The organism is Natrinema marinum (assembly GCF_024296685.1).
Taxonomy (GTDB): domain Archaea; phylum Halobacteriota; class Halobacteria; order Halobacteriales; family Natrialbaceae; genus Natrinema; species Natrinema marinum.
This window is the reverse complement of record NZ_CP100763.1, coordinates 1,601,558-1,616,120: the sequence shown is the minus strand read 5'-3', so window position 1 is coordinate 1,616,120 and position 14,563 is coordinate 1,601,558. Positions and strand designations below refer to the sequence as shown.

Genomic DNA, 14,563 nt, shown 5'->3' with positions numbered 1-14,563 from the left:
GACACACTCGCGCGGCTTAGTCGTCGGGATCCGAGACGACGACCTCGATCCCGTCCGCGCCGATCCGGACGCGGAGGACGTCGGCGGTCGCTTCGTAGGCGGTCGTATGCGATCCGTCGTCGTCGAACCGAACGCACTCGGCCAGCAGGTCGCTCTCGAGGAGATTGTTGATTCGCCGGTAGACGGTCGCGGACGAGCTGTCGGTTCGGCTCGTGAGTTCCTTCGCCGTCTTCGGTCCCTCGCTCGTCGCGATGAGGATCGTGCGGGCGCAGTCGTCCCCGAGGACGTCGAGCTGGGCGGCGGGGTTGGGCGTCGATTCCGATCGCGTGTTACTCGCTTGCGTGGACATGATCGTAGTTACTCGTTCGTGACGGGCAGGCTCCGTTCGCTCTCCGAGAGAGGTGACGTTTCGAGACAGTCGGTAGTGGGGCCACCACCGTTGCGGGTTCCACCGTACATTCGCGCACACCGATCGGTAAGCGATAGTGGTATTTTATAACGATGTACCTTATTCGCAGTCTCTACGTTGTTACACGGCGTAAGTTCGTATTTCGCTCGAGAAACTACAGGTTTCGACGGTTCACTGGCGGGATCAACTCCGCGTTTGAGCGCGGACCCCGGGATAAGACGACTGAATTCGGCTTGACAACCGATGGCGGTCAATCCCCCTCCCCCATCCGTCAGCGCTTCTGCCCTGTGAGATCTGGCGGAAAGCGGCTATTTCTCGGTTCTCAGGCCCGCTCTGGGGCTGAACGGTCAATGTCCTTTATTCGGGTTTGCTCCCCTCGATACGATGATGCCCGGTCGAGTGATCCGCCGCGGTGGCACCGCGCCACACCGATTCGTCACAGCGGGCGACCGCTGATCGGTCGGCGGCACGCGGAACTCGGCCGAGTATATCCCCCAACCATGAACTCCCACCAACACGACTGGAAACCCATGGAATCGTCGACAGCCGGCGCACGGTGTCGAAACTGCGGGACCCACGTCACGCAGCAGTTCGCCCGTGTTTTCGGCGACAATGGCGACGTCGTCCACGGCTGTCCGTCTTGTACGACCTATCGAGAGATGCAGTCTGGCGGTCACCTCCCCGGTGACTGACGGCCCGACCCGTCCGTAGACACGAATAGTGACGCTCGTTTTCGATCGCGTTCGGCAACGGTGAGCAGCCGGTATGCTTCCCGCTCGAGCACTGACGCCACACCGCTGGCAGCCCTTCGAGTATCGACACGTCGTGAATACGCTCTGGTGTATGCTGTTCCTACGATCGTTCGCGGACCCACGGTATTCGACAGTCGACGCTGACGACGACGTAACCTGCAAAAGTTAAAGTTAGTGGTGGGAGAAGTATGTCGACATGGTCGTTGGTGGTGGACTGTCCCTCGAGAACCGGTGCCCTATCTCTCTGATCGATGTCAGTTCAAACGAACAGGACTGAACCGCTCGAGGAGAGTGAGGTGTTTCACATCCTCGGTAACGATAGACGCCGCGCCATCGTCCAGTTGCTCGCGGACGAAGGCGGGCAGGTCGACGTCTCCGACGTGGCTAACGAGATCGCCGCGACGGAGTCCGACACCTCACCCGTGCCGAACAATCTCTACAAGAGCGTCTACGTCTCACTTCAACAGACACATCTCCCCCAGCTACAGGAAGACGCCGTGATCGAGTACGACTCGGATGCCAAGACGATCCAACCGGGTCGTCACTTCGACGAGGTCCTGCAGTACGTCGACGGCCACAACACCGATCACTCGCGACTCCTGCAACTCCATCTCGGTCTCTGCCTCCTCGGACTCGCGGTCATCGCACTGGCCGGGCTCGGCCTTCCGGGCGTCTCGAGCATCGATCCGGTTTTCGCGAGCGTGCTCTTTTTCCTCGCCGTCGCCGCCAGCAGTCTCTACCAGCTCCTCGGCTAGCGTTCGGACTCGGCGGCTCGGGTCAACACGACGCGACGGCGACGCCCGTCGCCAGCGCGACCACCGGGGGTCTGCTGGTCGTAGCGTCGTCACCGTCTCGGCAGGCGACCGTTCGAAAAAACACCGTCAGTACGACGGCGAGAAAAGACGCGCTGTCCGTTGAGCTCTCCTGATTAGCTGAGCGCCCCGATCGCGGCCGGGCTCTCGTTGAGACCGTCGCCGGTCTCGTTCTCGGTTTCGGTTTCGTTACTTTCGCCGATATCGGTGCCGGTGTCGGTCGACTCGGTCAGCTCGATCATCGCAACCTCGCCGGACTCGTCGGTCAGCACCATGTGGATGTAGTCGCCGGGCTGGAGGCCCTCGGTACTGACATCGAACTCGACATCCTCACTCGCACCGGCCTCGAGCGTCAGGTTCTGTGCGGTGATGAGGTCACCGTCGAGACGGAACTGAACGGCTTCGGTCCGCTCCTGATCCGTCGGGTTCTCGATCGTCGCCGTTACGGTGATGTTCTCACCGATGGTGGCGTTGTCGGGTGCCTCGAGATTGGTGACGTTGAAGGAATCGGCTGTCTCCGGTTCTTCGTCCGTCACATTGTCTTCCGTGACGTTATCTTCGGTCACGTTATCCTCGGTGACGTTGTCGACCGGTTCTTCGTCCGTCACATTATCCTCGGTGACATTGTCAGCCGGTTCTTCGTCGGTGACGTTGTCTTCGGTCACGTTGTCGACCGGTTCTTCGTCGGTGACGTTGTCTTCCGTGACGTTATCCTCGGTGATGTTGTCCTCCATCGAAGGCGGCTCTTCGGTGACGTTCTCGTCGAACGGCTCTTCGTCGGTCACGTTATCAGCCGGTTCCTCCTCGGTGACGTTATCTTCCGTCACGTTGTCTTCCGTGACGTTATCCTCGGTCGGGATCTCGTCGGTGATGTTCTCCATCTCGTCCGGGAGGTCGTCGGGGCTGATATTCGGACTGACGACGAAAACGTAAATACTCGCGTTCTCGACGTTCAGGTTCTCGATGGTGGTGTTTTCGACGGTGACGAAGATCGGCCGATCACCTGCGTCGATCGGCAGCTCGTCCATCGGCTCGTCGATCGTCACGTTGTCCTCGATCGGCTCTTCGTCGGTGACGTTCTCTTCGTCGTCAGTGACGTTGTCGACTGGCTCTTCGTCGGTGACGTTCTCTTCATCGTCGGTGACGTTGTCGACTGGCTCTTCGTCGGTGACGTTATCGACCGGTTCTTCGTCGACCGGTTCCTCGACCGTGACGAAGGCATCGTCGATCACCGGTTCACCCTCGGCGGTGAGGAACGGTCCGTCTTCTTCACCCTCAGTCTCGACGAAGTCGTACGTCTCGTTGTCGTTCGTGTCCTGGTGCGGCATCGCGATCAGCGTCTCGTCTTCCTCGAGGGGGTCGTCGAGCGTGATCGTGATGTTCTCGTGCGTTCCCGCCTCGAGGTAGTCGGAGACACCGATGACGCTCCCGATAACGTTGCCCTCGAGCAGGCTGCTATCGTGGATCGTCACGAAGCCGGCACTCGGCAGTGTGGTGTTCGCAACGACGACTGTCTCGCCCTCGGTCGTCTGGTTGTCGAACGTCACGGTAGCCTCGGCCGGCTCTTCTTCGGTGACGTTGTCGGTCGGTTCTTCGGTGACGTTGTCGACCGGTTCGTCGGTGACGTTGTCAACCGGTTCTTCGTCGACCGGTTCGTCGGTGACGTTGTCAACCGGCTCTTCGTCGACCGGTTCGTCGGTGACGTTGTCAACCGGCTCTTCGTCGGTGACGTTGTCGGCCGGCTCCTCCGCGACGGCGTCCTCAACCGTGACGACAGCCTGGTCGGTCACCGGCTCGCCGTCAGCCGTGAGGTACGGTCCGTCGGCCTGACCTTCGGTCTCGACGAAATCGTACGTCTCGTTCTGGTTCGTGTCACGGTGTGGCATCGCGATCAGCGTCTCGTCTTCCTCGAGGGGTTCGTCGAGCGTGATCGTGATGTTCTCGTGCGTTCCCGCCTCGAGATACTCCGACGTTCCGATGACGCTGCCGATGACGTTCCCCACGAGGAGGCTACTGTCGTGGATCGTCACGAAGCCCCCGCTCGCGAGCGTGGCGTTCGCGACGACGACCGTCTCGCCCTCGGTCGTCTGATCGTCGAACGTCACGTACGCGGCCTGGCTTCCGTTGTCCGCAGTCTCGTTTTCTAGTGCAGCCTCGTCGTCGGTGACGGTCTCGTTATCCGTCACGTTCTGTTCTACTGTCTCGTTTGTCTGTTCGTACTCGTCTTCGCTGATCTGTGCGCTCTCGTCGACGGCCCCACTGCCGGATGCAGCGGTGACCATCGCCCCGCTCGAGCACACGAGCATCAGCGCGGTGATCACAACGAGTACCTGTTTGCGTGCGTTCATGGTTGCCCTGAAGGCATCTGCGTCGTCGTCGTTTCGGAGGATAAAGCGGCGGAACCATTACGCTGAGAAATCGGATACTACGGTCCAGCGGCGGTGTATTCAGTGAGACGTTCGTTCGCGGAAAACAACGGTTGTTGATAGGAACGGTTCCGCGCTAATCGTCTGTCGGCTGTTCGGGCGACTTCGACGCCGTCGGCTCGTGTCCCGGCAGACAGACCAGGTTCTCCCGCCCGAGCCTGAGTTTCGTGATCTGGCCGTCGTCCTCGAGATCGGCGAGCAGCCGACTGACCTTGGCTTTCGACCAGTCGACGGAGTCGACGATCTTCGATTGCTTCATTCGTCCGCCGTTGTCCTCGAGTAGTTGGCGGACCAGCTCTTGATCGGTGACGAACTCCTCGCGGGTCGGTTCCGTCTCGTCGGCCCGCGCCGACGGATCCTCGTATCGGTTGCGGGCGACGAGTACCCCGCCGAGAAGCGCTAGCGCGATCATGCCGGCGAGCGCCGCCAGGTGTGCACTGCCGTCCAGTTGGAGCGGCCGGACGAGTTCCGAGACGAGCTCCGGCCGCGGAGCCGCGACGATCGAAGCGGCGGCCGCGCCACTGGTCGATGGACTGGACGTCTCGGTGACCGTTGAGACACGTCGTCGGATGCTCATGGCTGTTTGGGGGCTGTGGCTACGTGATTCATGTCCTGTACCGTCGTGACCGCTCTACAAATTGTTTTTTATAACCCATCTGCTGTTATGATTCCGCCTGTCTCTCGTCGTATCCATACCGTTCGGTTGCCGAATGGGTTGCTCCGGCTGGCCGGCCGCAGACGGCTGCGTGCCGGGCGGTGGAACCGCGGCAGCGCAGGTCGCGATCGGTTCGGTAAGATACGTCTCAGTCATGGTATAGGCGGTCTTTGATCGACGATCCGAATAAACTCGACCGTACGTTTGTAACGGTTAGCGCGGATTCGCTCCGGATTCAGCCAGTAAGGAAATACTTCACTGACCCTCATCGAATCGAACACGAACGATCGCGATCGTCGAGCGGCACCGCGTTCGACCCGTCTTCGAACCGACACAGCGGTCTGCCGTCGACGGAATGTGCGGATTTCGTCGGCTCGACCGAGGGAAATCGCTAGCTATACGACTCGCTTTCGCGGTTCGGCTCCGAGACAGCGCCGGCGTCTCGCCTGCCGGTTCCCGACGAGTCCACGAGCGATCGGATCCCCGACTCGAGACCGATGCGGGCGTCGAACCCGAGTTCGCGGCTCGCCTTCGATGCGTCCGCGCCGCTGTGTCTGATGTCGCCGGTTCGCGGTTCGCGGTGGACGATCGGCGAGGCGGAGCCAGTAGCGTCGCGGATCGTCTCGGCGAGGGCTTCGATCGTCGTTCGCGTCCCCGTTCCGATGTTGTACGCCTCGCCTACCGCGTCGGTCGTCGCGGCGTGCAGGTTCGCTCGGACGACGTCGTCGACGTGAACGAAGTCGCGGCTCTGCTGGCCATCCCCCTCGATCGTGATCGGCTCGTCCGCCCGCGCTTGCTCTATGAACGTCGAAATGACCCCGCTGTAGGGCCCTTGCTGGCGCGGGCCGTAGACGTTGAAGTAGCGTAGCGCGACCGTCGGGAGGTCGTACAACTCCTCGTAGAGACGGGTGTACTGATCGAGCGCTAGCTTCTGGACGCCGTAGGGAGAGGTCGGGTTCGTCCTCGCCGTCTCGGACACCGGCAGCTCCTCGGGGTGGCCGTAGACCGCCGCGCTCGAGGCGACGACGACCCGCGCGTCCTCTTGGCGGGCCTGCTCCAAGAGCAGGAGGCTGGACTCGAGGTTCGTCTGATTGCTCCGACGCGGTTCGTCGACGCTTTGGGAGACGCTGACGACCGCGGCGTGGTGAAAGATGAGGTCGACGCCGCGGGCCGCCCGCTGGAGCGCGATCGGGTCGCGAACGTCGCCGTCGATCACCGTTACGTCGTCGGGGAGGTGGGCGGGGTCGCCCGTCGAGAAGTTATCGAGCACGCGGACCTCGTTGTGCGGCGTCAGGGCGTCGACGAGGTGGCTGCCGATGAAGCCCGCGCCGCCGGTTACGAGTATCGTTTCGTCACAGATCGCTGGCGTGTCCATCGCTCGGCGCTACCAGCACCTCGCTGTTTAGTATCCGATTCGTACCCCTGCGTATTCAGGCTCGAGGCGACGGAAGGCGCTGCTTACAGCGTTGGTTGCAGTCGTCTCGAGCGAGGTCATGACGGGCCGTAGCACGACCGACGACTGTCGACGCCAGGCGGTTGTGGTGGAACGGACAGACGGCGCTCGGTGGCCGTTCCGATCCGCTCGAGGGCAGTCGATTATTGCGCGTACCAGCGATCGTCGATTCGGCTTTTCGGGCGATACGGGCGACTGCAAACGTTTTGCGATCGTGGCGGCAAAGAATCGCCACACCCGCCCCAGCCGATTCACTCGTTCACTTCGTTCTCTCGTTCATCCATCGGAAGACACGATGTGTCGTCCGAACCGTTCGCTCACAATATTCGCGAAGACCTCGCACGGAGTCCGTGGTCGTCCTCGCTGGTGCTCGGCCGACCATCAGCGCGCGCCACCGCGGAGCGGGCGGATCGACGAGCGTCCGAGCAGTTTGGGGAAGCTATATGCGCGGCCCTCGGCAACTCCACGGCAATGACCGTCGATCTCGTCGTACGCAACTGTACCGTCGTCACGCCCGCGGGGCGGACCCCCGACGCGGGCGTCGCCGTCGAGGACGGGACCATCGTCGCCGTCGGCCGGAGCGACCGGCTCCCCGATGCAGATCGCGTCTTCGATGGCGAGGGGAACGTCCTCGTGCCGGGCATCGTCGACTGTCACATCCACAACCGCGAGCCCGGCCTCGAGTACAAGGAAGACTGGGAGTCCGCGACGCGGGCCGCGGCCGCCGGCGGCGTGACGACCGTCGTCGGGATGCCCAACACGGACCCGGTCATCGATCGGCCGGACCGCCTCGAGTTGAAGTTCGAACGCGGCGAGGCGTCGGCCCACGTCGACTTCCAGAGCTACGCCGTCGTCACGAGCGAGAACCTCGATCTGATTCCCGACATCGACGAGGCCGGCGCGCTCGGCTACAAGGTCTTCCTCGGCTCGACCGTCGGCGACGTGCCGCCACCAAGCGACGGCGAGATCATCGAGGCGATGGAGCAAATCCGCGAGACTGGCAAGCGGCTGGGCTTTCACGAGGAGAACGGCGAGATCATCGATCACTACACGGAGCGGTTCCAGTCCGAGGGGAGAAACGAGCCGATCGACCACTCCCACTCGCGGCCCGTGATTGCCGAGCGGGAGGCCGTCGAACGGATGATCACCTTCGCCGAGGAGACCGGTGCGAAGATCCACATGTTCCACGTCTCCTCGGGCTCGGCGGCCGAAGCCGTCGCCCGCGGTAAAGACCGTGGCGTCGACGTGACCGCGGAGACGACGCCCCACTACCTCTGGTTCACCGAGGAAGTGATGCGCGAGAAGGGCAACGTCGCGCGCGTCCAGCCACCCATCCGTGACGCTGACGAGCAGGAGAAACTCTGGCAGGTCGGCATCGACGACGGCACGATCGAGTGCATCGCCACCGACCACGCCCCCCACACCCCCGAGGAGAAGAAGGTCGACGACCCGTTCGGCAACACCTGGGAGGCGATTTCCGGCTTCGTCGGCCTCGAGACCGAGGTGCCGGCCATGCTCACGTTCGTCGACCGCGGCCGACTCACGATGGAGGAGTGGGTCCACCGCCACTCGGCGAACCCGGCTAAGGTCTGGGGGATGTACCCACAGAAGGGGTCGCTGCAGGTCGGCACCGACGCCGACTTCACGATCGTCGACCCCGCCCTCGAGTGGACGGTAGACAGCGCCGATCTCCACTCGAAAAACTGCGTGACGCCGTTCGAGGACGAGTCCTTCCGCGGGAAGGCGGTCGCGACGGTCGTCCGCGGCGAGGTCGTCGCGGAGGGCGGCGAGGTCGTCGGCGAGTCAGGCTACGGGACGCGCGTGGACGTCGACTAATCGGCCGCTGGAGTGTGGAACGACGTTCGTCGTGACCGTTTTCAACTCGAGAAAGTAGCGGTCTGATTATATTCCCTATCGGTTCCATCGCATTCCATACGGATACAGTGCCATGACCGATGCAGACGCCACCGCTGATGCCGACGATCGCGAGACGGACAAGACCGCCCAGCTCAGATCGGTGTACCTCTCCGTGACCGACGGCGACACCGACCCGGTCGTCGAACCGCAGGAGGAGGACTCCACAACGCGTGAGATTCGCGAGGAACGCGCCAACGAGGTTATCGGCCCCGCGGAACACCACGGACTCGACGACGCGATCGACGATCCGGAACCGGCCGATTAGAACGATAGCCGGCGTCCTCGGCTCACTGCCTTCCTATTCGAGGTCAGCGCCGACCGCGTCCTCGATCGACGAAAAGCCGTCGCGCTCGAGCAGTTTCACCAGCCCCCGATTGATCCGCTTCGCCGTCGACGGGCCTCCGTAGACGAACCCGGTGTACAACTGGACGAGCGACGCGCCCGCCCTGATCTTCTCGTAGGCGCTCGTCGCGGAGTCGACGCCGCCGACGCCGATGATCGGTAACTCGCCGTCCGTGTACTCGGCGAGCGTGCGAATGACTTCGGTCGATCGATCGGCGATCGGCTTCCCGCTGAGTCCGCCCCACTCCTCGCGGCGGGACGACGCGAGGCCCTTGCGGCTCGTCGAGGTGTTGGTCGCGACGATGCCGTCGAGGTCGAACTCGCGGACGATGTCGACGAGGTCGAAGATCGCCTCGTCGGGCTCGTCGGGGCCGATCTTGACGAGGATCGGCACGTTCCGATCGTTTTCGGCCTCGAGCGTCTCGAAGATCGCTCGGAGGTGGTCGGGCGAAGCCTCGTCGAACTCGTCGGGCGTGTTCGGACAGGAGACGTTGACCACGACGTAGTCGGAAAAGGGCGAGAGCCGATCGAAGACGCGCCGGTAATCCTCGATCGCCTCGCGCTCGCTCGAGGAGTTCATCTTGCCGACGTTCACGCCGAGAGGGATATTCGGTGTTCCGTCGCCCTCGAGCCGAGATTTGACCCGTTCCATCCCCTGTCCGTTGAAGCCCATCCGGTTGATCATCGCCTCGTCCTCGAGCAGACGAAAGAGGCGTGGACGGTCGTTACCTTCCTGCGGGTAGGGCGTGACGGTGCCGATCTCGACGAAGCCGAAGCCAAGCGCCGACAGCGCGTGGGTCACTTCGGCGTTCTTGTCGAAGCCGGCGGCGACGCCGACCGGGTTCGGAAACGTCGCGTCGAACAGGTCGACCTCGAGCGCCGGGTGGTCGTACCGGTACGCGTAGGAGAGCGCCGCCCGCGTCGGCCGCGTCGACTGGGCCGCCCGGAGCGTCCGTTTGCCGAGGTCGTGGGCCGTCTCGGCCGGCAACTTGAACGCGAGGGGGCGAACCCGCGAGTACAGCGTCATTTGCTGGTAGTCCGAACGGCCGGCAAGTAAACGTCTCGAAGCGCCGACGCGAGCGCTCCCGAGCCCGGTCCCCGCGTTCAGAGCGACTCGAGGAGGGTCCCCACGTCGTCGACCGACCGCAGATCGTCGAGCGCCGCGAGCGCGTCGTCGACCGCGATTGGCCCCGGCGCGTACTCGGCGCACATCCGGAACTTCTCGTGGAGTTCCTCGACGGAAAGGGGATCGTCGTGCGTCCCCGGCGGTCGTTCCTGCGTGCGCTCGTGTGTTTTTCCGTCGCGGGTCGCCACCGCGACGCGCGCGGCGTTCGAGTCGTACGGCAGGTCGTCGTCGACGACCAGCGAGACGCGCTCGCGGACGGTCTGGACCGCCGGCTCGTCGATGGTGTCCTCCTCGAACGCGGACAGGCCAACCGAGCGACGGGCGATCGCGCTCCCGATCAGGTACTGCATCGAGAACTTCGCCTCGAGGCCCGTCTCGGGGTCGTCGTGAGCTAACGCGTCGGCCGCGCCCTGCGATGCCGTCACACGCACCGTGTCGATCTCCGCTGGCTCGAGGGCGCGGTCCTCTGTGAGTCCGATCGCCGCGTAGATGGCGGCGTGGGTGTAGTAACAGCAGGGATACTTCTTCACGTCGATGCCGTCCTCGCGGATCGCCCACCGCTCGCCGAGATCGGGCAGCGCCTCGAGGTCGGATTCGCCATCACCGCGGTAGAGGTCGAAGAAGCCGCGGTGACCGTCGATCGCCGCCGAGTTGGCCGTCGCGCCTTCGGCCGCGAGCAGGGCTGTGGTCGTTCCCGAACGGGCGGCCTGGCCCGCGTGGATCGGTTTGGTCGTCGTCCCGAAGTTGCGCTTGAGCCCGGCCGGCATCGAGGCGGCAATCGAGAGCGCGTTCGCGGTGCGCTCGGTCGAGAGATCGAGCAGATTGGCGACGGCCGCCGCGGCACCGAAGAGGCCGATCGTCGAGGTGGCGTGCCAGCCCCCTTCGTAGTGGCCGGGGCTGATCGGCCTCGAGAGGTAGTTCTGCGCCTCGAAGCCGGCGACGAAGGCCGTCAGTAGCTCCAGTCCGGACGCCCCTTCGCGCTCGCCGACGGCCAGCAGGGGGGCGACCATCGGCACGCTCGGATGGCCGTCCATCGCCGCCAGTGCCACGTCGTCGAAGTCCAGCGCGTGGCCTGCGGTCGCGTTCGCGAAGACGGCGTCGGACAGGGGCAGTCGCTCGTCGCGGCCGAGAACCGTCGTCTCGCCGGCATCGCCGTCCGCGGTCACGGCAGCCGTCGCGATCCCGCCCGCCTCGGCGTCCGCGCCGGCGAGCGTCACGCCGACGGTATCGAGAACCGCCCGTTCGGCGGTGCGAAGCGCCCCGTCGGGAACGTCGTCGGCCGTGAGCGCGGCGACGAACGAGGCAAGGTCTTCGGTCACTTCGCTCGAGGGGGAGCCGGTCATCGCGGCTCCCTCCGAGGCCCACGCGGATAACCGTTCCCGCCGGTCACGGCGACCGACGCTCTCTCGAATTCCGTTCGGGCCGATCGAGCGGCCCGCCGACGCTCAGACCACATCGTTCTCCCGGAGCGCGTCGATCTCCTCGCTCGAGTAGCCGAGCGCGTCGAGCACCTCGTCGGTGTGTTCGCCGAGATCCGGCATCGGCTCGGCCGCGAACTCGAGCGCGTCGGTGTCGATCGGATTGTCGACGTACGGCACCGGGCCGTCCTCGGTCTCGAGTTCCTTCACGAGGTCGAGATGCTCGGTCTGGGGGTGGTCGAGCACTTCGTCTAGCTGGTTCACGTCGCCCCACGGGATGCCCGCTTCGGCCAGCCGCTCGGCCCAGTAGTCACGCGGCCGCTCGGCGATCAGGTCCTCGAGCAGCGGCTCGAGCGTGTCGCGGTTCTCAACCCGGCTCTCGTTGTCCGCGAAGCGCTCGTCCGCGAGCAGGTCGGGGCGCTCGAGGACGGCCTCGCAGAGCAGTTCCCAGTGGGCTTCGCTCAGGATGGCGAAGTTGACGTACTGGTCGTCGGCCGTCTCGTGAGGGCCGTAGGGGGTCAGCAGGTGGTGGCGCATCCCGATGCGTTCCGGCTGCTCGTCGTTGTGCCAGTACTTGTGGGGGAAGTAGCCGAGCCACGAGAGCATCCCGCCGAACATCGTCACGTCGAGTTCCTGCCCCTCGCCGGTGCGCTCGCGGTGGAACAGCGCGAGTAGCGTGGCGATCGTGCCGTAGGTCGCAGCGTTGATGTCACAGACGCTCAGGGGAATCTTCGCGGGGGCGTCCGGCGAGCCGTTCATCAGAATGAGGCCGGTCTCGCCCTGCATGACCATGTCGTAGGCCTTGCGATCGCTGTAGGGCCCGCTCCGACCGTAGCCCGAGACGTTGAGGTAAATGACGTCCTCGTTGCTCTCGGCAATATCGTCGTAGCCCACGCCGAGGCGTTCGACGACGCCCGGCGAGTAGTTTTGGACGATCACGTCGGCCTCCGCGGCGAGTTCGTGGAAGATCGCGGTCCCGTCCTCGCTTTTCAAGTTCAACTCGACGCTCAGCTTGTTCCGGTCGACCCAGGCGTGGGCCGACGAGTCGCCGTACACCACCGAGTCCCAGTGGCGGTTGACGTCGCCCACGTCCGGCCGCTCGACCTTGATTACCTCGGCGCCGAAGTCACCCAGCATGCGGGTACACAGCGGCGCGCTGACTCCGCTCTCGAGGCTCACGACCGTGATATCGTCGAGCGCGAACACGGCTAGAGGTCCTCCGGCTGCGTCCCGATTCCCTCGAGCCAGCCCGGCGGCTTCGCCGCGGAGGGCTCGGCGTACTCGCGTTTCAACACCATTGGCGTGCGCTCTAAGCTGAGCACGAGGTCGCCGTCCTGGTTGTACGCCCGCAGTTCGGTCTCGACGATGCCGACGTGATCGCGGGACTCGAGTTCCCGCTTGCTCAGGACCTCGCTCTCGGCGAAGATGGTGTCGCCGTGGTAGACCGGGTTGTGGTGGCGGATGTCGTCGTAGCCGAGATTCGCCGTCGCGTTGACCGAGATGTCGATGACGCTCATCCCGACCGCCAGCGCGATAACGAAGGTGCCGTCGACCAGCCGCTCGCCGAACTCCGTCTCCTCGGCGTAGGCCTCGTTGAAGTGCATCGGGTTGAGGTTCATCGTCACGTTGGTCATCCAGACGTTGTCCGTCTCGGTGACCGTGCGACCGAAGGGGTGTTTGTAGATGTCGCCCACGTCGAAGTCCTCGTAGTAGCGGCCGTGCCAGCCCTCTACCAGTCGCTTCTCCGTCGCTTCCTCCGTTTCGGTGTCGTCAGTGTCGTCCGTCATTGGCGTGAATCGTAGATTGGTCGGGTCGCGGGGTACTCGTCGATCAGTACGAACGCGGCAGGCCGAGTACGTTCTCGCCGAGGTAGTTCAAGGCGAGTTGCTGGGTGATCGGCACCAGCCGCGTCAGGCGGGCCTCGCGGAAGTAGCGCTCGACGTCGTACTCCGTCGCGATGCCGAAGCCGCCGTGGGTCTGGACCGCCGCGTCGGCCGCCTCGTAGGCCGCGTCCGCCGCGAGGAACTTCGCCGCGTTCGCGTACGCGCCCAGGTCCACGTCCTCGTCGGAGGCCGCCCGGTCGGCCGCGTTGTAGGTCAGCTGCTTGGCCGCCTGCAGCCGCGCGTAGGCCTCCGCCAGCGGGTGCTGGATCGCCTGGTTCTTCCCGATCGGGCGGTCGAACACCTCCCGGTCGGTGGCGTATTGGACCGCGCGCTCGAGCGCCAGCCGCCCGAGGCCGAGACACTCGGCGGCGATGACGAGCCGTTCCTCGTTGAGGCCATCTAGCACCTGATAGAAGCCGTTGCCCTCGACGCCGATCAGGTTCTCCGCGGGGACGCGCAGGTCATCGAACCAGAGCTCGAAGGAGTGGACGAAGTCGCTGGCAGACTTGGGGATCGCCTCCATCTCGAGTGCCCCCTGGTCCATCGCGTCCTCCAAGTCGACGAGGAACATCGAGATACCGCGGGTCCGTTTGTCGACTTCCTCGAGCGGGGTCGTACGCGCGACGAGGACGATGTAGTCGGAGACGTCGACGCGGGAGGTCCAGATCTTCTGGCCGTTGACGACGTACTCGTCTCCGTCTCGTTCTGCGCGCGTCTCGATCGCCGGCGAGTTCGAGCCCGCGTTGGGCTCGGTCAAGCCAAAGGCCTGGATCGACGCCTCGCCGTCGGCGACCTTCGGGAGCAGGTCCCGTTTGATCTCCTCGCTGGCGTACTCGACGATGGGGACGGAGTTGTAGACGCCGCCGTGGACCGCCTGTGCGGCGCTGAACCCGCCGCCGTTGGCGGCAATCTCCTCCATCATGACGACGGTTTCTTGGGTACCCATTCCGGCACCGCCGTACTCCTCGGGCAGTAGGATCCCCATCCAGCCGTGGTCGGTCAACGCGTCGACGAACTCGCGGGGGTACTCTCCCTCCTCGGCTCGCCGACGCCAGTACTCGTGATCGAAGTCAGAGCAGATGTCGCGGATGCTCGAGCGAACGAGCCGTTGGCTCTCGGTGAGCGAGACCGCATCCCGTAGGAGTCGTGCCATTAGCAGATCCTCTCTCAGGTCGGGAGAAAAGCGTTATGTCATGATGTATACCACAGGTCCCGATCGAAGAAACCGATAAAATCGGCACAGAAACTTCTCTACGTTCATTTGTACGTGGGCGGTCATTCAAACATATAATAATATAAATAATCGTACTGAGGTGGTGCTGTATCGGTTTCGGAGCCGACGAACGAGGATCGGATCGACGGACGAGACG

At 64.2% G+C, this 14,563-nt stretch carries 13 protein-coding genes; 4 read left to right on the top strand and 9 right to left on the bottom strand.

Annotated features, from left to right (window positions below; genetic code table 11):
• Positions 1–16 precede the first annotated feature (16 nt).
• Entirely contained in the window at positions 17–349 is a 333-nt protein-coding gene (locus NKH51_RS08005) for a winged helix-turn-helix domain-containing protein (protein WP_254764762.1), read from the bottom strand.
• 590 nt (positions 350–939) lie between these two features.
• Here NKH51_RS08005 and NKH51_RS08000 point away from each other — a divergent pair.
• Complete coding sequence (locus NKH51_RS08000) at positions 940–1,101, top strand: DUF7563 family protein (RefSeq protein ID WP_162834899.1); 162 nt, start codon at positions 940–942, stop codon at positions 1,099–1,101.
• A 311-nt stretch (positions 1,102–1,412) separates the two neighbouring features.
• On the top strand, positions 1,413–1,916 hold the full coding sequence (locus tag NKH51_RS07995; protein ID WP_254764760.1) for a DUF7344 domain-containing protein: 504 nt from the start codon (positions 1,413–1,415) through the stop codon (positions 1,914–1,916).
• A 173-nt stretch (positions 1,917–2,089) separates the two neighbouring features.
• Here NKH51_RS07995 and NKH51_RS07990 read toward each other — a convergent pair whose 3' ends face one another.
• The 3 genes from NKH51_RS07990 to NKH51_RS07980 form a co-directional block, all read right to left on the bottom strand.
• Positions 2,090–4,321, bottom strand: a complete 2,232-nt coding sequence (locus NKH51_RS07990; RefSeq protein WP_254764758.1) for a DUF7282 domain-containing protein — start codon at positions 4,319–4,321, stop codon at positions 2,090–2,092.
• A 154-nt stretch (positions 4,322–4,475) separates the two neighbouring features.
• A complete protein-coding gene (locus NKH51_RS07985; RefSeq protein WP_254764756.1) occupies positions 4,476–4,976 on the bottom strand; it encodes a helix-turn-helix transcriptional regulator in 501 nt (166 codons plus the stop codon).
• A gap of 469 nt (positions 4,977–5,445) precedes the next feature.
• Positions 5,446–6,429 carry an NAD-dependent epimerase/dehydratase family protein gene (locus tag NKH51_RS07980; RefSeq protein WP_254764754.1) on the bottom strand — a complete coding sequence of 328 codons (984 nt, stop codon included), beginning with the start codon at positions 6,427–6,429 and terminating at the stop codon, positions 5,446–5,448.
• A gap of 549 nt (positions 6,430–6,978) precedes the next feature.
• Here NKH51_RS07980 and allB point away from each other — a divergent pair.
• Together allB and NKH51_RS07970 are read left to right on the top strand one after the other, a co-directional pair.
• Positions 6,979–8,343 (top strand): allantoinase AllB, encoded by a 1,365-nt coding sequence (gene allB / locus NKH51_RS07975; RefSeq protein WP_254764752.1) that lies wholly within the window; start codon positions 6,979–6,981, stop codon positions 8,341–8,343.
• Between the two features lie 112 nt (positions 8,344–8,455).
• Positions 8,456–8,689, top strand: a complete 234-nt coding sequence (locus NKH51_RS07970) for a hypothetical protein (protein ID WP_254764750.1) — start codon at positions 8,456–8,458, stop codon at positions 8,687–8,689.
• Between the two features lie 33 nt (positions 8,690–8,722).
• Here NKH51_RS07970 and NKH51_RS07965 read toward each other — a convergent pair whose 3' ends face one another.
• The 5 genes from NKH51_RS07965 to NKH51_RS07945 all read right to left on the bottom strand — a co-directional run bounded on the left by NKH51_RS07965 (position 8,723) and on the right by NKH51_RS07945 (position 14,346).
• Entirely contained in the window at positions 8,723–9,793 is a 1,071-nt protein-coding gene (locus NKH51_RS07965) for a quinone-dependent dihydroorotate dehydrogenase (RefSeq protein WP_254764748.1), read from the bottom strand.
• A 77-nt stretch (positions 9,794–9,870) separates the two neighbouring features.
• The gene (locus NKH51_RS07960) at positions 9,871–11,235 is read right to left on the bottom strand and encodes an MmgE/PrpD family protein (protein WP_254764746.1); all 1,365 of its coding nucleotides are present in this window, start codon (positions 11,233–11,235) and stop codon (positions 9,871–9,873) included.
• Between the two features lie 102 nt (positions 11,236–11,337).
• Positions 11,338–12,516: a CaiB/BaiF CoA transferase family protein gene (locus NKH51_RS07955; RefSeq protein ID WP_254764745.1), complete on the bottom strand. Its 1,179-nt coding sequence runs from the start codon at positions 12,514–12,516 to the stop codon at positions 11,338–11,340.
• Positions 12,517–12,518: 2 nt separating this feature from the next.
• Positions 12,519–13,097 (bottom strand): MaoC family dehydratase, encoded by a 579-nt coding sequence (locus tag NKH51_RS07950; RefSeq protein WP_254764744.1) that lies wholly within the window; start codon positions 13,095–13,097, stop codon positions 12,519–12,521.
• A gap of 43 nt (positions 13,098–13,140) precedes the next feature.
• The gene (locus tag NKH51_RS07945) at positions 13,141–14,346 is read right to left on the bottom strand and encodes an acyl-CoA dehydrogenase family protein (RefSeq protein WP_254764742.1); all 1,206 of its coding nucleotides are present in this window, start codon (positions 14,344–14,346) and stop codon (positions 13,141–13,143) included.
• Positions 14,347–14,563 lie beyond the last annotated feature (217 nt).